The organism is Kaistia terrae, from assembly GCF_026344005.1.
Classification (GTDB): domain Bacteria; phylum Pseudomonadota; class Alphaproteobacteria; order Rhizobiales; family Kaistiaceae; genus Kaistia; species Kaistia terrae.
In genome coordinates this window covers 502,414-519,728 of sequence record NZ_JAPKNH010000004.1, presented here as the reverse complement: position 1 = coordinate 519,728, position 17,315 = coordinate 502,414, and the positions used below count along the sequence as shown (strand labels likewise).

22 protein-coding genes are annotated in these 17,315 nt (G+C 64.1%); 8 read left to right on the top strand and 14 right to left on the bottom strand.

The genetic code is table 11. The annotated features are described in order from the left end of the window. Positions 1–9 precede the first annotated feature (9 nt). Together OSH12_RS15000 and rnhA are read left to right on the top strand one after the other, a co-directional pair. A complete protein-coding gene (locus OSH12_RS15000) occupies positions 10–975 on the top strand; it encodes a homoserine kinase (RefSeq protein WP_266344372.1) in 966 nt (321 codons plus the stop codon). Beyond that, positions 972–1,442 carry a ribonuclease HI gene (gene rnhA / locus OSH12_RS14995; protein ID WP_266344371.1) on the top strand — a complete coding sequence of 157 codons (471 nt, stop codon included), beginning with the start codon at positions 972–974 and terminating at the stop codon, positions 1,440–1,442. The genes OSH12_RS15000 and rnhA overlap by 4 nt, the downstream gene beginning before the upstream one ends. Here the strand turns inward: rnhA and OSH12_RS14990 are convergent. From OSH12_RS14990 to OSH12_RS14975, 4 genes are all read right to left on the bottom strand, one after another. After that, positions 1,429–1,836 (bottom strand): type II toxin-antitoxin system VapC family toxin, encoded by a 408-nt coding sequence (locus tag OSH12_RS14990; protein WP_266344370.1) that lies wholly within the window; start codon positions 1,834–1,836, stop codon positions 1,429–1,431. The genes rnhA and OSH12_RS14990 overlap by 14 nt on opposite strands. A gap of 2 nt (positions 1,837–1,838) precedes the next feature. Continuing rightward, positions 1,839–2,105, bottom strand: coding sequence for a type II toxin-antitoxin system Phd/YefM family antitoxin (locus OSH12_RS14985; protein WP_266344369.1), 267 nt, complete (start codon positions 2,103–2,105; stop codon positions 1,839–1,841). Positions 2,106–2,151: 46 nt separating this feature from the next. Then, complete coding sequence (locus OSH12_RS14980; protein ID WP_266344368.1) at positions 2,152–2,634, bottom strand: peroxiredoxin; 483 nt, start codon at positions 2,632–2,634, stop codon at positions 2,152–2,154. A 92-nt stretch (positions 2,635–2,726) separates the two neighbouring features. Further along, positions 2,727–3,470, bottom strand: coding sequence for a protein-disulfide reductase DsbD domain-containing protein (locus OSH12_RS14975; protein WP_266344366.1), 744 nt, complete (start codon positions 3,468–3,470; stop codon positions 2,727–2,729). Positions 3,471–3,693: 223 nt separating this feature from the next. On the opposite strand from OSH12_RS14975, the gene OSH12_RS14970 reads away from it, so the two are divergent. After that, positions 3,694–4,305, top strand: coding sequence for a YqgE/AlgH family protein (locus OSH12_RS14970; RefSeq protein ID WP_266344365.1), 612 nt, complete (start codon positions 3,694–3,696; stop codon positions 4,303–4,305). A gap of 11 nt (positions 4,306–4,316) precedes the next feature. On the opposite strand, the gene OSH12_RS14965 is transcribed toward OSH12_RS14970, so the two are convergent. The 8 genes from OSH12_RS14965 to coxB all read right to left on the bottom strand — a co-directional run bounded on the left by OSH12_RS14965 (position 4,317) and on the right by coxB (position 10,891). Next, positions 4,317–5,120 (bottom strand): SURF1 family protein, encoded by an 804-nt coding sequence (locus OSH12_RS14965; RefSeq protein WP_266344364.1) that lies wholly within the window; start codon positions 5,118–5,120, stop codon positions 4,317–4,319. Positions 5,121–5,134: 14 nt separating this feature from the next. Next, the gene (locus tag OSH12_RS14960; protein ID WP_266344363.1) at positions 5,135–5,536 is read right to left on the bottom strand and encodes a DUF983 domain-containing protein; all 402 of its coding nucleotides are present in this window, start codon (positions 5,534–5,536) and stop codon (positions 5,135–5,137) included. A gap of 90 nt (positions 5,537–5,626) precedes the next feature. Beyond that, positions 5,627–6,466, bottom strand: a complete 840-nt coding sequence (locus OSH12_RS14955) for a cytochrome c oxidase subunit 3 (RefSeq protein ID WP_266344362.1) — start codon at positions 6,464–6,466, stop codon at positions 5,627–5,629. Positions 6,467–6,487: 21 nt separating this feature from the next. Then, a complete protein-coding gene (locus tag OSH12_RS14950; protein ID WP_266344361.1) occupies positions 6,488–7,084 on the bottom strand; it encodes a cytochrome c oxidase assembly protein in 597 nt (198 codons plus the stop codon). Positions 7,085–7,091: 7 nt separating this feature from the next. After that, positions 7,092–7,253 carry a hypothetical protein gene (locus OSH12_RS14945; protein ID WP_266344360.1) on the bottom strand — a complete coding sequence of 54 codons (162 nt, stop codon included), beginning with the start codon at positions 7,251–7,253 and terminating at the stop codon, positions 7,092–7,094. A gap of 11 nt (positions 7,254–7,264) precedes the next feature. Further along, positions 7,265–8,197, bottom strand: a complete 933-nt coding sequence (locus tag OSH12_RS14940) for a heme o synthase (RefSeq protein WP_266344359.1) — start codon at positions 8,195–8,197, stop codon at positions 7,265–7,267. A gap of 63 nt (positions 8,198–8,260) precedes the next feature. Further along, positions 8,261–9,883: a cytochrome c oxidase subunit I gene (ctaD, locus tag OSH12_RS14935; protein WP_266344358.1), complete on the bottom strand. Its 1,623-nt coding sequence runs from the start codon at positions 9,881–9,883 to the stop codon at positions 8,261–8,263. Between the two features lie 87 nt (positions 9,884–9,970). Beyond that, entirely contained in the window at positions 9,971–10,891 is a 921-nt protein-coding gene (coxB, locus tag OSH12_RS14930; protein ID WP_380224101.1) for a cytochrome c oxidase subunit II, read from the bottom strand. 396 nt (positions 10,892–11,287) lie between these two features. Between coxB and OSH12_RS14925 the strand changes: the two genes are divergently transcribed. Next, complete coding sequence (locus OSH12_RS14925) at positions 11,288–11,737, top strand: invasion associated locus B family protein (protein ID WP_266344357.1); 450 nt, start codon at positions 11,288–11,290, stop codon at positions 11,735–11,737. A gap of 18 nt (positions 11,738–11,755) precedes the next feature. Further along, the gene (locus OSH12_RS14920) at positions 11,756–12,367 is read left to right on the top strand and encodes a pyridoxamine 5'-phosphate oxidase family protein (RefSeq protein WP_266344356.1); all 612 of its coding nucleotides are present in this window, start codon (positions 11,756–11,758) and stop codon (positions 12,365–12,367) included. A gap of 217 nt (positions 12,368–12,584) precedes the next feature. Here the strand turns inward: OSH12_RS14920 and aroA are convergent, their stop codons facing one another. Further along, positions 12,585–13,856, bottom strand: a complete 1,272-nt coding sequence (gene aroA / locus OSH12_RS14915) for a 3-phosphoshikimate 1-carboxyvinyltransferase (RefSeq protein ID WP_266344355.1) — start codon at positions 13,854–13,856, stop codon at positions 12,585–12,587. Positions 13,857–14,062: 206 nt separating this feature from the next. Between aroA and OSH12_RS14910 the strand changes: the two genes are divergently transcribed. Beyond that, entirely contained in the window at positions 14,063–14,419 is a 357-nt protein-coding gene (locus OSH12_RS14910) for a lysozyme inhibitor LprI family protein (protein WP_266344354.1), read from the top strand. An 81-nt stretch (positions 14,420–14,500) separates the two neighbouring features. Continuing rightward, positions 14,501–15,925 carry a metalloprotease TldD gene (tldD, locus tag OSH12_RS14905; protein WP_266344353.1) on the top strand — a complete coding sequence of 475 codons (1,425 nt, stop codon included), beginning with the start codon at positions 14,501–14,503 and terminating at the stop codon, positions 15,923–15,925. 219 nt (positions 15,926–16,144) lie between these two features. Here the strand turns inward: tldD and pdxH are convergent, their stop codons facing one another. Beyond that, the gene (pdxH, locus tag OSH12_RS14900) at positions 16,145–16,747 is read right to left on the bottom strand and encodes a pyridoxamine 5'-phosphate oxidase (protein WP_266344352.1); all 603 of its coding nucleotides are present in this window, start codon (positions 16,745–16,747) and stop codon (positions 16,145–16,147) included. Positions 16,748–16,876: 129 nt separating this feature from the next. Here pdxH and OSH12_RS14895 point away from each other — a divergent pair, with 129 nt between their 5' ends. Continuing rightward, positions 16,877–17,314, top strand: coding sequence for an RT0821/Lpp0805 family surface protein (locus tag OSH12_RS14895; protein ID WP_266344351.1), 438 nt, complete (start codon positions 16,877–16,879; stop codon positions 17,312–17,314). Position 17,315 lies beyond the last annotated feature (1 nt).

Here is a 17,315-nt window from a genome sequence, read left to right as displayed (position 1 = left end):
CTTTTCCTGATGGCCGTCTATACCGAGATCGCTGACGATGAGCTCGCGAGCTTCATCGCTGGCTACGACATTGGCACCGTGCTTTCCCTGAAGGGGATCGCAGAGGGTGTCGAGAATTCGAACTATCTGCTGGTGACGGACGCCGGCCCGCATATCCTCACCCTCTACGAGAAGCGGGTCGATCCGGACGACCTCCCCTTCTTCATCGGACTGATGGACCATCTGGCAAGCCGCGGCATCATCTGCCCGCTGCCGGTGCGTAACCGCGAGGGCGAGGCGCTCGGCACGCTGGCCGGCCGGCCGGCGGCCATCGTCACCTTCCTGCAGGGCATGTGGGTGCGCCGTCCGCGCGCCGATCATTGCTTCGCCATTGGCGGCGCCCTGGCGCAGTTGCACATCGCCGGCGAGGGCTTTGAACTGACACGCCGCAACGCGCTCAGCGTCGATGGCTGGCGTCCGCTGTTCGAGCGCGCCGCCGACCGCGCCGACGAGGTCATGCCCGGCCTCGCCGCCGACATTGCCGGCGAGCTCGACCTTCTTGAGCAGTCCTGGCCCTCGAGCCTGCCGCATGGCGTCATCCACGCCGATCTCTTCCCCGACAACGTCTTCTTCCTGCACGAAGAGCTGTCCGGGCTGATCGACTTCTATTTCGCCTGCAACGACTTCCTCGCCTATGACGTCGCCGTCTGCCTCAACGCCTGGTGTTTCGAGGCGGATGGCTCGCTGAATGTCACAAAGGCCCGCGCGCTGCTCTCCGGCTACCAGAAAGTGCGCCCCTTCACGCCGGAAGAACTGGCAGCGCTGCCGCTGCTGGCGCGCGGCTCGGCGCTCCGCTTCCTGCTGACCCGTCTCTATGACTGGCTCAACGTTCCGCCCGGCGCGCTCGTCGCGCCGAAAGACCCGCTCGAGTATTTGCGTAAGCTGCGCTTCCACCGCACGGTGAAGGATGTCAGCGCGTATGGATTGATCCTTTGACTGAAGAAAACAAGATCGCCATCTGGACCGACGGCGCGTGCTCCGGCAATCCCGGCCCCGGTGGCTGGGGCGCCGTGCTGATTTCCGGCGAGCACGAGAAGGATCTGAAGGGCGGCGAGGCTGACACCACCAATAACCGGATGGAGTTGACCGCTGCCATCGAGGCGCTCGACGCACTGAAGCGTCCCTCGGTCGTCGATATCCATACCGATTCACAATATGTGAAGGGCGGCATCACCGGCTGGATTCATGGCTGGAAGCGCAATGGCTGGAAGACGGCCGATAAGAAGCCGGTGAAGAACATCGACCTCTGGCAGCGCCTCGACACCGCCCTGCAGCGTCACCAGGTGACTTGGCACTGGGTCAAGGGTCACGCCGGCAACGAGGCCAACGAGCGCGCCGACCAACTCGCCCGCGAAGGCATGGCGCCCTACAAGGTGAAGAAGAAGAGTTTTAGCGCCGGCTGATACCTGCGTCCCAGAGACGCCTGACGCCGAAGCGGTCAAAGAACGTCTCGTTCGACACGAGCGCGATATCCTCAATCAGCGCCTGGGCAATCAGGATCCGGTCAAACGGGTCCGGATGCGCCCCGGCGACCTTCTCGGCATGCGCGGCGTGCCGGGTTGTGATCGGCAGGCGACCGAACCCTGCCTCATCGATCTCGTCCTCGACATGGTCCGCCAACCGCTGCATGTCGGGCAGTATGCCGATCCGTCGCTTGTCCAGCAGCTCCATTACGGAGGCGGCGCTGATCAGCGGCTCATTGCCGGCGTCGGCAATGGCGGCGCGAGCGGGTAGCGAGAGTCTCGGGCTCCCCATCATCCACCAGAACCAGGCCTGCGTGTCGAGAAGCAGCTTCATCGCTAGTGATCCCACTGCGAAACGTCTGTCGCCGGATAGGGATCGAAGAAGCGATCGTCAAAATCGATCAAACCTCGGAGTCGTCCGGGAATGCGTGGGGGAAGCGGCGCATCGGCGCCAGGGGCGGGATCGAGCGGAACGATGCGCGCGACCTCGGTGTTGCCACGCAACAGCACCACCTCCTCGCCCGCCTGCGCCTGGGCGACAAGCTTGGAGAGTGTCGTCTTCGCTGCGTGCATCTTGACCCGTATCATGGCACGGAAACCCATCAGCTGATTTCTAGCTAACGGGTTTCCGCTACGGAAGCAATATGGACTAGAGCAGCTCGAGGATAGCCGCTGCGCCGGAACCGGTGACGCCACCGGCTTCCTCGACGTTCAGCGTCTTGACCACGCCATCCTCGACGATCATCGCATAGCGCTTGGAACGAACGCCGAGGCCGCCTGCGTTAAGGTCAAACTCCAGGCCGATCGACTTGGTGAACTCACCCGAACCATCTGCGAGGAAGGTGATCTTGTCTTCGCCGCCCGTTGCCTTGGCCCAGGCGCCCATGACGAAATGATCGTTCACAGCGACGACGGCGATGGAGTCGACGCCCTTTGCCTTGATGGCAGCCGCCTGCTCCAGATAGCCCGGCAGGTGATTCTTGTGGCAGGTAGGCGTGAAGGCGCCGGGAACGGCGAACAACACGACCTTCTTGCCGGCGAAGATGTCCGTGTCGGACTTTTCGACAGCCCCATCGGGGGTCATGACGCGGAACTTCGCTGCCGGAATACGGTCGCCGACCGAGATGCTCATCTCGTTCTCCATGGATTGATTGGCAAGGATGGAATTTAGGGACGTAAGGGATTGCGTCGAAGGAAATGCCAAAACGCAGCATTGCCCGCACGTTAGGGCGTGGCATGGCTCGCGTCGAGCGTGAAAGTCCGGCTGGTCGCATCCTCGCCCTCGGTAAGCGTCAGGCGGATCTTCGCGCCGGCGATGCCGCCGGCGGCCGACCGGCGATCGACCGTGAAGCGGAAGCCGTTCTTGCCCGGAGCAATCGCTACCGGCCTCGGCGCCGCAGCGTACCAGTCGCCAGGCGTCTCGATGAACAGCACAGTGTCGTCCACCTTCTCAGACACGACGATGGCTTCGAATTCCGGCTTCTGCTCCGAGCCGCCAACCCGCTGCAGCGATGCGACCTCAAACTGACCGGGCCTCCCTGGTCCCGGCAGGTCCGCTCGCGCCGTCGCGACGAGCGCCGCGGCCGCCGAATCGCCAGCCCCGATGGGTACATCCAGCTGGACGTTGAGATTGACGGGAATGCAGATCTCCTCGCAGATCCCGATATCCATCTTCACATCCAGCGCGACGGGCTTGGCGTCATCCGCAACAACAAAGCGGACCGGGAGAACAACCCGGTCATGGTAGACGTTGGAGGCGGCGAAGCCGTCGTCATACCGCTCGGGCGCCGGAAATTCGACCGGCTGGGCCTCGGCGTTGGTGGAGGCGGAGAAGTCAAAGCGCGGCGGAACGCCGGCGTCGCCCGGCGAGCGCCAATAGGTTTTCCACCCTGGCGCCAGCTCGATCTCGATCGCTCCATCCAGGGCTCCGCCCGCCGCCGGAGCCGCCACGACAAGGCGCGCACGCACCTTGTCCGAGGAAACCCATGGACCAATAACGGCGAAAGCAGGCTGGGAAGCGAGGGCGAGAAGACAGACAAGTGTGAGTTTTCGAATCCACATTGTGACAGGCTAGCCGCGGTTTGGGGCAATCTCCAGACGGGCAAAAGTAACCCCGATCATTTGTTCGTGTTCCGCTCTCGGGGCCATGCCCGACCTTTTCTTTTGAGCCGCCCGTGCTAGGATTCCCGTCATGATCGCGAAACAGCCTCGAGCGCCGGTCGAGCCCAGCTATCTCGACGGGCAATTCCTAATCGCCATGCCGAGCATGGAGGACGGACGCTTCGCCCGCTCCGTCGTCTATATCTGCGCCCACTCCGTGGATGGCGCGATGGGGATTGTCATCAACCAGATCGCACCGCAGATCGACTTCGTCGACCTGCTCGTGCAACTCGACGTCATCCCCGATGGCCCCGAGATCCGCCTGCCCCCCAAGGCAAACCGGATGATCGTGCAACGCGGTGGCCCCGTCGAAACGGGACGCGGCTTCGTGCTGCACAGCGCCGATTATTTCATCGAGAATTCGACGTTGTCGATTGCCGACAATGTCTGCCTGACGGCCACGCTGGACATCCTGAAGGCAATCGTCGCCGGCTCCGGCCCGCGCAGCGCCATGCTGGCGCTCGGCTATGCCGGCTGGGCGCGCGGCCAGCTGGAGGCCGAGATCCAGTCCAATGGCTGGCTGCATTGCCCGGCGGAAGACAAGCTGATCTTCGATGCGGACCTGGCGACGAAATATGAGCGCGCCATGGCGCTGCTCGGCATCGATCCCGCGATGCTCTCGGATGAAGCCGGACACGCCTGAGGCGGGGACGGTCAGTCCTTCCGCTTCAGCACGCCGCGCGCATAGGCGATGAAGACGCCGACAAGCGCCAGCGCGAGGCCAAACCACGTCACGACATATTGCAGGTGATTGTTGGTGAAGGTGACGCGCGTTTCGCCGCCCTGCGGCAGGCCACCGGAGTTTGGCGTCGCATCGGCGTCTATCGTGTAGGGCGCGACTGACGCCGCCGGCAGACCGCTGCGTTCCGCGAACTTGTCCGGCTGGCGGGCAAACCATTGCTGGCTCGTCGGCTTGGCGGAAGCCTGGAACCGACCGGGCGTTTCCGGGCGGCGCAACAGGCCGGTCACGGTGACACGGCCGGAGATCTGCCCTTCGGGTCGCGTGGAGGCCGCTTCCTTGTCGACGGGCACGAAGCCGCGATTGACATAGACGATCCAGCCTTCATCCGTCTTCAGCGGCGTGAAGACAAACCAACCGACGCCACCGACAGGCCCGCGCGGCTCCATCAGCGAATCGTAGAGATGCGCCTCGGCGTCATGCAGGAATTCGCCCGAGACGGTGACCGGCGTGTAGTCGGCATCCGTCAGGTCCAGCGCCTTCCAGGCCCCTGGCCTGGGCGCCGGGACGGGCGACTGCTTCTGGCGTGCATCGACCTGCGCGATCAGCGCTTCCTTCCAGTGCAGCCGCTCCACCTGCCACATGCCCAGCCGGCACAGGAAGGCAAACATGATCAACGTCGCCAGCGCCGGCCAGACCAGCTTGCGCATGGCCGAGCGGGGCTTGGCTGAGGGCTTCGGCGCGAGAGCCGGCGTGGAAGGCATCTTCGAAGTGGACATGGAACGATGTGGGGTCAGCTCTGCTCGAGCCTCCCCTCCTCCGCCTTGTGGCGATACTGGATCGCAATCATCAGCCCCTTCAGAGGTCGCAGCATGCCGAGGGCCAACCCGACAACCAGCGGGATCCAGAGCAGCGCATGCACCCAGAAGGGCGGCTGGAAGGTGAATTCGACATAAAGCGCCAGGAAGGCGACGATGAAGCCGACAATCAGCATGATGAAGACGGCGGGACCGTCGCCGGCGTCGCTGAACGCATAGTCCAGACCGCAATTGCCGCAGCGTGGCGCGACCTCGAGATAGCCGCTGAACAACCGCCCCTCGCCACAGCGCGGGCAGCGTCCGCGCAGGCCCGTGCTGGAGGGCGTCAGGGGCGGGTAAAGCGCCTTGTCGCGGTAGGGGGCGCCGGTATCAGCCACGCGCGGCTCCTGAAATCAGAGAAGACGCAGACGATACGCTGCGCCGGAAATGAAACGGGCGGCCAAAGCCGCCCGTTTGTGTCCTTTGGATCAGCCGGCGTGCATTGTCGCGCCCCAGCCGCCCCACACGTAGATCGCGAAGAACAGGAAGATCCAGACCACGTCGACGAAGTGCCAGTACCAGGCAGCTGCCTCGAGGCCGAAATGCTCCTTCGGCGTGAACTGACCGGCCAGCGCCCGCAGCAGGCAGACGATCAGGAAGATCGTGCCGACGATGACGTGGAAGCCGTGGAAGCCCGTCGCCATGTAGAAGGTGGCGCCGTAGATGTTGCCGCCGAACGAGAACGCCGCATGGGTATACTCGTAGGCCTGGACGCAGGAGAAGATCAGGCCGAGCACGACGGTGCAGACCAGGCCCCACTTCAGGCCCTCGCGGTCATTGTGCAGCAGGGCGTGGTGCGCCCAGGTCAGCGTCGTACCCGAGGTCAGCAGGATCAGCGTGTTCAGCAGCGGCAGGTGCCAGGGATCGAACACCTCGATGCCCTTCGGCGGCCAATGTCCGCCGGTGAAATCGTAGCGGGCGACATTGATCGCCTCGCTGGCGAACAGGCTGGCGTCGAAGAAGGCCCAGAACCAGGCCACGAAGAACATCACTTCCGAAGCGATGAACAGGATCATGCCGTAGCGCAGGTGCAACTGCACGACGCGCGTGTGATGGCCCTGCTGGCCTTCGGTGATGACGTCGGCCCACCAGGCGTACATCGTATAGAGGACCATCAGCGTGCCCGGGACCAGCCAGAGCAAGGAGTGGCCATGCATGTAGGCGATGCCGCCGAGCGCCAGCGCAAACGCGCCTGCCGAGGCCACGAACGGCCAGGGACTCGGATTGACGAGGTGATAGTCGTGGTGCTTGGCGTGGGCCTCAGCCATGGAGATGCTCCCCGGTCTTTCTCAAAGCGACTTTCCCGCGTCCTTCACAGTAACCGCGGCGACGGGCGCCGGGGTCTGCTCCGAACTCGGGAAGAAGGTGTAGGACAACGTAATCGTATCGATGTTGCGCGTCTGGTAGTTATCGACGATCGCAGGATCGATGAAGAAGGTCACCGGCATCTCGACCTTCTCGCCCGGCTTCAGCGTCTGCGACGTGAAGCAGAAACAGGCGATCTTGTTGAAATACTGGCCCGTGATATCTGGCGTGACGTTGAAGGCGGCGGTGCCCGTCGACGTCTTGTCGGTGCGGTTCTCGGCGAAGAACTTCACCTCGTTGATCGCGCCGACCTTGACCTTCATCTGCCGCGTCTCGGGGCGGAACGCCCAGCCGATACCGTTCGCGACGTTGCCGTCAAAGCGGATGGTGATCGTGCGGTCGAGGGCCGTCTTCGGGGCGGTATCGGCACGCACCGGCGTGCCGCCATAGCCCGTCAGCTGGCAGAACATGCTGTAGAGCGGCACCGACGCAAAGGCGGCGCCCAGCATCGTCGCGACGAACACGCCACAAGCGGCGGCCGTCAAACCGTAGGAGCGCCCCCTCTTTTGCGGCTGGTTCATGCTGACCTCAAAGCGAGCGGTTGAGAAGGGCGCCGGGGCCCATCTTGACGATGGTGACCACGTAGAACAGCGCGACGAGGCCGAACAGCACGGCGGCGATGGCGATCGAACGGGCGCGCTGGCGCCGCTTCTGTTCGTCCGTGAGTCGGATGCCGTCTTCTTCGTTCATGGCGATGTCCTTCATGCGACGAAGCCCATAAGGCCAAGGCAGCGTTCGACAAGCAGCATGGCGAAGAGCAGGAACAGATAGAGAATCGAGAAGCCGAACAGACGCCTGGCCGGCAGCATGACCTTGTCGTCATCGCTCATCCGATAGACCCGGATGGCAAGGACGATGAAGCCGACGCCCAGCGCCGAGGCAGCGACGCCATAGGCGAAGGAGGCGAAGCCGAGAATGGTAGGCAGGACGCCGATCGGCGCCAGCAGGATCGAGTAGATCAGGATCTGCTTGCGGGTCTCCGCCATGCCGGAAACGACCGGCATCATCGGGATGCCGGCGCGCTGATAATCATCCGACTTGAACATTGCCAGCGCCCAGAAATGGGGCGGCGTCCACATGAAGATGATCAGGAAGAGAACGATGCTCTCATAGCTGACGCTGCCGGTGACGGCGGCCCAGCCGACGATCGGGGGAAACGCCCCCGCCGCGCCGCCGATGACGATGTTCTGCTGCGTCGAGCGCTTCAGCCACATCGAGTAGATCACGGCGTAGAAGAAAATGGTGAAGGCAAGCAGCGCGCCGGCGACGACGTTGACGAACAGGCCGAGCAGCGCGACCGAGAAGCAGGCGAGCGTCAGGCCGAATGCCAGTGCCTCGCCTTCGGTGATCTTGCCCATCGGGATCGGACGCGACTGCGTGCGCTTCATGATCCGGTCGATGTCGGCGTCGTACCACATGTTCAGCGCACCGGACGCGCCGGCGCCGATGGCGATGCAGAGCAGAGCCGTGAAACCGAGTACCGGGTGGATGCCGCCCGGCGCCATCACCATGCCGACCAGCGCTGTGAAGACGACAAGCGACATCACGCGCGGCTTCAGCAGCGCTAGGTAGTCGGAGGGGCTGGCGAGGTTGCCTGCCACAGTGTCGATCCGGTTTAAAGGCACGTCAGACATCGTGGGTTCTAACTTACTCAAAAAGGAGGGCCGGGACGCATCCCGGCCCCTTGATCATTGCGCTTAGTGCTTGGTGTCACCAATGCGCGGCAAAACTTCCCACTGATGGAACGGAGGCGGCGACGACAGCTGCCATTCCAGCGTGGTGGCGCCCGGACCCCAGGGATTGTCCGGAGCCGGAACCTTCTTCAGGAAGGCGTCGATGACGCCATAGAGGAAGATCATCACGCCGAACATCGAGATGTACGAGCCGATCGACGAGACGAAGTTCCAGCCCCAGAAAGCATCCGGATAATCGGCGTAGCGGCGCGGCATGCCATCGAGGCCGAGGAAATGCTGCGGGAAGAACACCAGGTTTACGCCGATGAACATCACCCAGAAATGAGCCTTGGCGATGGTGTCATTGTACATGTAGCCGAACATCTTCGGGAACCAGTAGTACCAGCCCGCGAAAATCGCGAAGACGGCGCCCAGCGACAGAACGTAGTGGAAGTGGGCCACCACGAAGTAGGTGTCGTGGAACGAGCGATCGAGACCGGCATTGGCCAGCATCACACCCGTCACACCGCCGACGGTGAACAGGAAGATGAAGCCGATCGCCCAGAGCATCGGCGCCTTGAAGTCAATCGAACCGCCCCACATCGTCGCGATCCAGGAGAAGATCTTGATGCCGGTTGGCACCGCGATCACCATGGTTGCGGCGACGAAGTAAGCCTGCGTCTCGAAGGAAAGGCCCGTCGTGTACATGTGGTGCGCCCACACGATGAAGCCGACGACGCCGATCGCGACCATGGCGTAGGCCATGCCGATGTAGCCGAAGATCGGCTTCTTCGAGAAGGTCGAGATGATGTGGCTGATCATGCCGAAGCCGGGCAGGATCAGGATGTACACTTCCGGGTGACCGAAGAACCAGAACAGGTGCTGGAACAGGATCGGGTCGCCGCCGCCTTCAGGCTTGAAGAAGGTGGTGCCGAAATTGCGGTCGGTCAGCAGCATGGTGATCGCGCCGGCGAGAACCGGGAGCGACAGCAGCAGCAGGAACGCGGTCACGAGCACCGACCAGGCGAACAGCGGCATCTTGTGCAGCGTCATGCCGGGAGCGCGCATGTTGAAGATCGTGGTGATGAAGTTGATCGCGCCGAGGATCGACGAAGCGCCCGAGATGTGCAGGGCGAGGATCGCGAAATCGACGGCCGGACCAGCCGCACCTTCCGGACCCGAACCCGACAGCGGCGGATACATCGTCCAACCGCCGCCGACACCGACCTGGCCAGCCGCGCTCGGCATGAACAGCGAGATGATGAGCAGCAGCAGCGAAGGCGGCAGCAGCCAGAACGAGATGTTGTTCATGCGCGGGAACGCCATGTCCGGCGCACCGATCATGATCGGCACCATCCAGTTGCCGAAGCCGCCGATCATCGCGGGCATGACCATGAAGAAGATCATGATCAGACCATGCGCGGTCGTGAACGTGTTGAAGACGTAGGGATTGCCGAAAATCTGCAGACCGGGCTGCTGGAGCTCCAGACGAATGCCGACCGACAGGGCACCACCGATGATACCCGCGACGATCGCGAAGATCAGGTACATCGTGCCGATGTCTTTGTGGTTGGTCGAATAGACCCAGCGACGCCAGCCCGTCGGGTGGTCGTGGTGTTCAGCAGCGTGTGCAGCACCTGTGGCCATGGCCTGCTCCCTTTTCGTGTCCTGCGGCATCACGGCGCTGACGCGCCGGAGCCGATCAATTGCAATCCTTGGGCGATGCGACTGCCTTTAGCGGGCAGCCACCTCGACGTCGGTTTCGGAAGCCTTGGCAACCTTGTCCTTGGCGAGAGCCTCTGCCAGCGTCTTGTAGGCGCCCGGCAGGTCGTCCTTGGCCTGGGCAACCCAGGTCTTGAACTGGTCCGGCGTGACGACGCGGATGGCGATCGGCATGAAGGCGTGGTTGGTGCCGCAAAGCTCGGAGCACTGACCGTAATAGACGCCTTCGCGCTCGGCGAGGAACCAGGTCTCGTTCAGACGACCTGGTACGGCATCGAGCTTCAGGCCGAAGGCCGGCAGAGCGAAGGAGTGGATGACGTCGGCGCCGATGACCTGGAGACGAACCACGGTACCGACGGGAACGACCATGTCGTTGTCGACGGCGAGCAGGCGCGGCTGGTTGACCGGGTCGGTGCGGTCCTTGTCCTCGAGCATGGTCGAGTCGAAGGCAACGCCTTCATTGTCGGGATACTCGTAGTTCCAGTACCACTGCAGGCCGGTCGCCTTGACGGTCATCGTCTTCGCGGGATCGTAATCCTTGACGATGCGGGCCGGATCTTCCTGCGCGAAAAGCAGCGAGAAGGACGGGACCGAAATGCCGATCAGGATCAGGATCGGCGCGAGCGTCCACACGACTTCGATCATCGTATTGTGGGACGTGCGCGACGGCACCGGGTTCGCCTTCGCGTTGAAGCGAACGGCGACGTAGACGAGCAGCGCCAGAACGACGAGCACGACGATCGCCATGGCGATGGTGATGCCAAGATTGAAACGCTCGATCATGGTCATGATCGGCGAGGCCGCCGGCTGCATCCACATCGCCCAAGGGGTCGGCTGGGCGGCATGCGCCACACCCGTCAGCCCGCTCAATGCCGCTGCAGACGCTCCACCGAGCGACAAAAATGTTCCGAGACGCGTGATCGCATTCGTCACGTGTACACTCCCTATCCATGCCTTAACGGCATCGAAGCCGATCAGCGCAACGAAGCTCGAAAAACGGCCTCCGTTGCGCCATTTTCCACAACACTATAGGCCGAAGGCGTTTTTCTGCCATGCGGAGAGTTCGGATTCGGCCGAATATCGACCGAGACAAACCACATGACCCTTTGCCTCGCAACGGGGGATCGTGAGATGAGATGCGGCAAATCGCGCTCGCTCAAGCGCCCTGCAAGGGTTACTGCGGCAAGCATCGTCGTGCATGGATGTACGACAATTGTGAGAATCGAGGAGATCGCTCAGGTGAAGCTGTATCCAACTGTGCGTCTTGGCGCATTCCGGCCCCTGCGAATCGTTCTAAACGCGCTGGCGGTCGCTGCTTTGGCAGCCGCCATGCCCGGGACGGCGTCCGCGCAGGGCGTCTCCAAGGGCATGCATGGCGACTGGGAAACGCGTTGCGACAAGCCCCCGGGCGCGCAGGGCGAAATCTGTTCGATGATGCAGTTCGTGACGGCCGAGGACCGCGATAATGTCGGCCTCTCCGTCATCGTCCTGAAGACAGCGGACAAGAAGTCGAAGGTGATGCGGGTGCTGGCGCCGCTGGGCGTGCTGCTGCCCTCCGGCCTCGGCCTCAAGATCGACCAGAACGAGATGGGCCGCGCCGGCTTCGTGCGCTGCCTGCCGGATGGCTGCCTCGCCGAGGTCATTCTCGACGACGACCTGATCGGCAAGCTGCGCAATGGCAAGACGGCTACGTTTGTCATCTTCCAGACACCGGAAGAAGGTATCGGCATCCCGATCTCGCTGACCGGTTTCGGCCCGGGATTCGACGCCCTGCCCTAAACTCTGGATGACCGCGACATGGCCCGCATAGAAACCCTCGAATCGCTGCGCGCCATCTATGGCGCGCCCAAGGGCCGGTCCGTCGCCAAGCAGCTCGACAGGCTCGACCGGCATTGCCGGTCGTTCATTGCACTGTCGCCGTTCCTGATCCTCGCCACCCAGGGCGTGGACGGTTTCGGCGATGCGACGCCGCGCGGCGATCATCCGGGCTTTGTCGGCGTGCTCGACGACAACACGCTGGTCATCCCCGACCGTCCCGGCAACAACCGGATCGACTCGCTCGCCAATTTGGTCGAGCGGCCGGGCATCGGGTTGCTGTTCCTGATCCCCGGCGTCGACGAGACGCTCCGGGTCAACGGCACGGCCGTCATCGATGATGACGAGGCGCTGCGCGCGGCACACATAGCAGACGACAAGCTGCCGGCTACCGTCGTCGTCGTCACCGTGCGCGAGGCTTACCTGCAATGCGGCAAGGCGCTGATGCGCTCGAAGCTGTGGGCGGAGGAAAGCCGGATCGAGCGCAGCCTGCTGCCGACCATGGGCGAGATGCTCAAGGACCACACCCGGTCCGGCGAACCGGCCGAGACGCAGGCCGAAATGCTCGCCCGCTACGCCAAGGCGCTTTACTGAGCCAAATCCCCACAGCCCGACCGTCATCCTGAGGTGCCCGGCAAAGCCGGGCCTCGAAGGAGGGTCCAGTGAACTCTACGGAGAGACAGGGCTCGCCGGGCTATGTCTGCAAGTCAGCGTGCGCGCTGGATCCTCCTTCGAGGCTTCGCTCACGCGAAGCGCCTCAGGATGATGGATATTGGGTGCTGAGGGACCGCCCTGAAGCTGGTAGCCAGCCTCAATCGACGAGCTTGACGCCGAGTCCCTGCATCATTTCCCAATAGGCCGGATAGGTCTTCGCCACGCAGCCGGGATCGAGAATCGTGATGCCGTGGATCTTCAGGCCGGCAAGCGCGAAGCTCATGGCGATACGGTGATCGGCGTAGGTCTCGATGCGCGTCGGCAGCGTCTGGCCGGCCAGCGACGGGTCGGACGCGACGATCAGGTCGTCGCCCTCCTCCGTGCCGAGGCCCGGCCGGATGCGCGAAAGCTCGGTCGCAACCGCGTTGACGCGGTCGCATTCCTTGACGCGCAGATTGGCGATGCCCACGAACCGCACCGGCGTATTGTTGAAGGCGGCCAGCACGGCGATGGTCGGGATCGCATCCTGCATCTGCGAACCGTCGATGACGGCCGGCAAATTCGGGAACATCGCGATGACCTCGCGCGCCTTGGCGTCGGGCTGGGTGAAGGCGTCGGATGGCACGCCCAGATCGATGTTTCCGCCGGTCAGCGCTTCCGCCGCCCAGAGATACGTCGCGGCCGAAGCATCCGGCTCGATGACGAAGTCGGTCGCCGTGTAGCCGGTCGACTGGACGCGCCAGCTTGCCGCGTCCAGTTGCTCGACCTCAGCGCCAAAGGCGCGCATGGCGGCGATCGTCAGGTCGACATAACCGCGCGCGCCGATCTCGCTGCCGGTCAGCGCCACTTCGATCGGGCCATTGCCGAAGGCGGCAGCCATCAGCAGCGCCGAGACATACTGGCTCGACAGGCCGCCATCGATCTCGACCCGGCCGGAGCCGAACGTGCCGTTGCCCTGCACGGTGACCGGCGGATAGCCGTTGGCGTCGGTCGCATCGATGCCGAGCGAACGCAGCGCCTCGACCAGAGGACCGATCGGCCGCTTGCGCATATGCGCGTCGCCATCGACGACTACCGCGCCATCGACCAGCGTCACCGCGGCCGAAAGGAACCGCATCGCCGTGCCGGCATTGCCGAGGAACAGCGGCTCAGCCGGAGGATTGAGACGGCCGGAACTGGTGACGATGAAGGTGGTGTCGTCGGGCTCGTCCACCGTGACGCCCATGGCGCGCAGGGCGCCGGCCATCAGCTTGGTGTCGAGGCTCTTCAGCGCGCCGGTCAGGCGGCTGGTTCCCTTGGCGAGGGCCGCCAGCAGCAGCGCGCGATTGGTGATAGACTTGGAACCGGGCGGCGTGACGCGGCCGTTCAGCGGACCCGAGACCGGGATGATGGTCAGAGCCTGCTTATCGAGACCGAATGCCGTTGCCATGATTCTTGCTGTCCTTCCTGCCTGGAGTTCGCGGCGCGGACGCGCTTCAGCACGTTGCGGCGGCCAGCGATCCCCCGTCTTGATCCGTGCCGCAGCGTATGGGCCATTCGGGGGGCTGAACGCAATGGGGGATGGCGCGCGGATGGTTCTCGACAAGCGTCGGGACGCCGAGCAAGCTCTGCCCGTTCAAGCAAAGGTGCATCGTCATGAAACGTTCTGCTCTTCTCATCCTGACGATTTTCGGCCTGACGGCAGCCCTCCCGGCGCAGGCCGCCAGCTTCAATTGCGCCAAAGCCGTTGCCGCGGATGAAGTTGCCATCTGCCAGAACCCGGAACTTTCCGAGCGCGACACCGAAATGGCGGCGCTCTGGTTCGCCTATAACAAGGTGCCGATGCTGATGGGCGCCAACGCCGCGCGCCGTGACGCGGCGACGGATTTTCTCAAGCTCAGAGCCGCCTGCGGCAGCGACACGGCCTGTCTCGGCAGGGTCTATCAGGCCCGGGTCACGGCTCTCAGAGCCGAAATCTCATTGGCGATGGATGCGCTTGCCGCCCAGCAATGAGCAGCCGGGAGTCGACCAGGGGGTGCGAAACGACGCGCGATCCCCTATCTCAACGCCTCAGACACGATCCCGGAGCTTCCCATGGCCGATGAACATCTCTCCATTCTCGCGCGCGCCGGCCTCGACCGCGACCAGACCCGCAGCGTCGTTGCCGAAGCCCTCTCGGGCGCGGACGATGGCGAGCTCTATCTGGAATATGCGCAATCGGAAGGTCTGGTCTTCGACAATGGCCGCCTTTCCGGCGCCAGCTTCGACACCCGCCAGGGTTTTGGCCTGCGCGCCGTCGCCGGTGAAGCGGTCGGCTATGCCCATTCCGGCGAGGTTTCGATTGAGGCCATCCGCCGCGCCGGCGAAGCCGTCGCCTCGGTGAAGCGAGGCCATGCCGGCACGTTGGCCGAACCGCCACAGGGCACCAATCGCATCCTCTACACCGACGAGAATCCGCTCGGCAGCCCCAGCTTCGCCGAAAAGGTGACGCTGCTTGAACAGATCGACGCCTACGCCCGGGCAAAGGACCCGCGCGTTCGCCAGGTCAGCGCCTCGCTCGCCGGTTCGTGGCAGGTGGTCGAGATCCTGCGCCCCGACGGCGTCTATCGTCGCGACGTCCGCCCGATGGTCCGCGTCAGCGTCTCGATCATCGCCGGCGAAGGCGACCGCCAGGAGCAAGGCTCCTATGGCATGGGCGGCCGCGAAGGTTTTGGCCAGTTTGTCACCAGCGACCGTTGGCATCTCGCCGTCGACGAGGCGCTGCGCCAGGCGCTGGTCAATCTCGAAGCTGTCCCCGCCCCCGCCGGCACCTTTGACGTCGTCCTCGGCCCAGGCTGGCCGGGCGTCATGCTGCATGAAGCGGTCGGCCATGGCCTCGAGGGCGATTTCAACCGGCGCGGCGAAAGCGCCTTTGCCGGCCTGATGGGCCAGCAGGTCGCCGCCAAGGGCGTCACCGTCATCGACGACGGCTCGATCCTGGACCGACGCGGCTCGCTGTCCTTCGACGACGAAGGCACGCCGACGCAGGCGACGACGCTGATCGAGGACGGTGTGCTCGTCGGCTACATGCAGGATCGCCAGAACGCCCGCCTGATGGGCATGAAGCCGACCGGCAATGGACGTCGGCAGTCCTATGCGCATGTGCCGATGCCGCGCATGACCAACACGATCATGAAGAGCGGCAAGGACGATCCGGCCGAAATCCTCGGCTCGGTGAAGAACGGCCTCTACATGGTGTCGTTCGGCGGTGGCCAGGTCGACATCACCAGCGGCAAGTTCGTCTTCTCCTGCACCGAAGGTTACAAGATCGAGAACGGCAAGATCGGCGCGCCGGTCAAGGGCGCCATGCTGATCGGAAACGGGCCGGACGCAATGAAGCGCGTTTCCATGGTCGGCAACGACATGGCGCTAGATCTCGGCATCGGCACCTGCGGCAAGAGCGGCCAGGGCGTGCCGGTCGGCGTCGGCCAGCCGACCATCCGCATCGACCAGATCACGGTCGGCGGCACCGCGACGTAGGCGGAGGTCTCTCGGCAGTGCCGGCGTGACGTGCAGCGGCTCACCCCGCTCCAGCGTCATCCCGGCGCTGGCCGGGATCCAGACGCACCGGCGGTTGCCAGCAACCTGCGCCGTGGCTTCACCGGCCTGTGTCTATGGGCCCCCGGCCTCCGCCGGGGCGACGGCCCGCAGAATAGCCGTCGGCTACCGACGCGGTGGGAAAGAAGGCGTCCGCCCACCTCACGGATAGAGCCGCTCACGGCTCCATTCGCCCTCACCCGGCACATCGCGCCGGAACACGACGCGGTCGTGCAGGCGAAACGCGCCGTCCTTCCAGAATTCGATCTGGGTCGGCTTGATCCGGAACCCGGACCAGTGCTCCGGGCGCGGGATTTCGCCGATGGCGTATTTGGCTGCGAGCGCCGCCACCGACTTTTCCAGAGCAAATCGTGACTCGAGCGGCTGCGACTGTTTGGACGCCCAGGCGCCGAGGCGGCTGTGGCGAGCGCGGGTGACGAAATAGGCGTCGGCCTCGGCCGCCGTGACCTGCTCGACCGGCCCGCGCACGCGGACCTGACGGCGCAGGCTCTTCCAATGGAACAGCACCGCTGCCTTCGGGTTCGCCAGCAGTTCGCGCCCCTTGGCGCTGCCGTAGTTCGTGTAGAACACGATCCCGTCCTCGTCGAAATCCTTCATCAGCACCATGCGCACATCAGGCAACCCGTCCGGGTCGACGGTCGCCAGCGCCATGCCGTTCGGATCGTTGATTTCGGACGCTTCCGCCTCCTTCAGCCAGGCGGCGAAGAGGGCAAACGGCTCGGTCGCGGCGGTGAAGTCACTCATCCTTAATTTTCTTTTCCGATGCTGCGATCCACGAGGCGGCCGCCGAGGATCATTCGTGCTGCTACGGGACAGACATATATCGACCGGACGGCCTATGACCAGACAGGACGGGATCGACCAGGAATGCGAATGATTGGCCGACTCGGACCGATCATGCTGTGTGCAGGGCTCACCGGTTGCGGGCTCACGCCCGGCGGGCCGGAAAATGAGATCGACATGACGACCACCGGCTCGATCGCGCCGGCGGCACCAACCGCCAAGCGCAGCGTCGTCGAAGCGGTTGCCCCTTCCGACTGGGAGCACATCCGCTTGACGGCCTCGACCTTCATCCCGAGTTCTGCCAACGGCGACATCATCGACTGGACCAATCCCGATACCGGCTCGAACGGCACCCTTTCGCCGGTGCGCACGGCGCAGAACGAGCCCGACGGCCGCAACTGCCGCGCCTTCGCGCTGACGGTCAGTGATGTGCGCGGCATCCGCCGCTACAAGGGCGACGCCTGTCGCGCCACCGATGGCATGTGGCAGCTGTTCGAAGTCGTTCCCGAAGACAGCGCACTTCTCTAAA

Coding starts and splice junctions, on each gene's coding strand:
- OSH12_RS14985 (WP_266344369.1), bottom strand. CDS start 2,105: ATGGGTTTCCGTGCCATGATACGGGTCAAGATGCACGCAGCGAAGACG.
- OSH12_RS14950 (WP_266344361.1), bottom strand. CDS start 7,084: ATGAACCAGCCGCAAAAGAGGGGGCGCTCCTACGGTTTGACGGCCGCC.
- OSH12_RS14970 (WP_266344365.1), top strand. CDS start 3,694: ATGATCGCGAAACAGCCTCGAGCGCCGGTCGAGCCCAGCTATCTCGAC.
- OSH12_RS14955 (WP_266344362.1), bottom strand. CDS start 6,466: ATGGCTGAGGCCCACGCCAAGCACCACGACTATCACCTCGTCAATCCG.
- OSH12_RS14925 (WP_266344357.1), top strand. CDS start 11,288: ATGCCCGGGACGGCGTCCGCGCAGGGCGTCTCCAAGGGCATGCATGGC.
- aroA (WP_266344355.1), bottom strand. CDS start 13,856: ATGGCAACGGCATTCGGTCTCGATAAGCAGGCTCTGACCATCATCCCG.
- OSH12_RS15000 (WP_266344372.1), top strand. CDS start 10: ATGGCCGTCTATACCGAGATCGCTGACGATGAGCTCGCGAGCTTCATC.
- pdxH (WP_266344352.1), bottom strand. CDS start 16,747: ATGAGTGACTTCACCGCCGCGACCGAGCCGTTTGCCCTCTTCGCCGCC.
- OSH12_RS14920 (WP_266344356.1), top strand. CDS start 11,756: ATGGCCCGCATAGAAACCCTCGAATCGCTGCGCGCCATCTATGGCGCG.
- OSH12_RS14945 (WP_266344360.1), bottom strand. CDS start 7,253: ATGAACGAAGAAGACGGCATCCGACTCACGGACGAACAGAAGCGGCGC.
- ctaD (WP_266344358.1), bottom strand. CDS start 9,883: ATGGCCACAGGTGCTGCACACGCTGCTGAACACCACGACCACCCGACG.
- OSH12_RS14965 (WP_266344364.1), bottom strand. CDS start 5,120: ATGTCCACTTCGAAGATGCCTTCCACGCCGGCTCTCGCGCCGAAGCCC.
- tldD (WP_266344353.1), top strand. CDS start 14,501: ATGGCCGATGAACATCTCTCCATTCTCGCGCGCGCCGGCCTCGACCGC.
- OSH12_RS14910 (WP_266344354.1), top strand. CDS start 14,063: ATGAAACGTTCTGCTCTTCTCATCCTGACGATTTTCGGCCTGACGGCA.
- OSH12_RS14940 (WP_266344359.1), bottom strand. CDS start 8,197: ATGTCTGACGTGCCTTTAAACCGGATCGACACTGTGGCAGGCAACCTC.
- OSH12_RS14990 (WP_266344370.1), bottom strand. CDS start 1,836: ATGAAGCTGCTTCTCGACACGCAGGCCTGGTTCTGGTGGATGATGGGG.
- OSH12_RS14980 (WP_266344368.1), bottom strand. CDS start 2,634: ATGAGCATCTCGGTCGGCGACCGTATTCCGGCAGCGAAGTTCCGCGTC.
- OSH12_RS14895 (WP_266344351.1), top strand. CDS start 16,877: ATGATTGGCCGACTCGGACCGATCATGCTGTGTGCAGGGCTCACCGGT.